This is a genomic window from Streptomyces sp. NRRL F-5755, assembly GCF_001279365.1.
GTDB lineage: Bacteria > Actinomycetota > Actinomycetes > Streptomycetales > Streptomycetaceae > Streptomyces > Streptomyces rimosus.
This window is the reverse complement of sequence record NZ_LGCW01000219.1, coordinates 1-296: the sequence shown is the minus strand read 5'-3', so window position 1 is coordinate 296 and position 296 is coordinate 1. Positions and strand designations below refer to the sequence as shown.

Annotated in this window: 2 rRNA genes; both read left to right on the top strand. The window is 54.1% G+C overall.

The features are described 5' to 3' along the window. Window positions 1-78: ribosomal RNA gene (locus ADK86_RS18260) — 23S ribosomal RNA — on the top strand; the annotation flags it as partial. A gap of 121 nt (window positions 79-199) precedes the next feature. After that, window positions 200-296 (top strand): 5S ribosomal RNA (gene rrf, locus ADK86_RS18255); the annotation flags it as partial.

The following is a 296-nucleotide window of genomic DNA, read 5'->3' as shown; positions in this document are numbered from 1 at the left end:
ACTGGGTTGATAGGCCAGATATGGAAGACCGGTAACGGTTGGAGTTGACTGGTACTAATAGGCCGAGGGCTTGTCCTCAGTTGCTCGCGTCCACTGTGTGGTTCCCGGGTTGCGAACAGTCGCAGCGTCGGTGAACCAAGTTCCACTGATTCATTTACTTAATTGAAGAGTGTGCTTGTTCGCTAGAACCCGATAGGGTTTCGGTGGTCATAGCGTTAGGGAAACGCCCGGTTACATTTCGAACCCGGAAGCTAAGCCTTTCAGCGCCGATGGTACTGCAGGGGGGACCCTGTGGG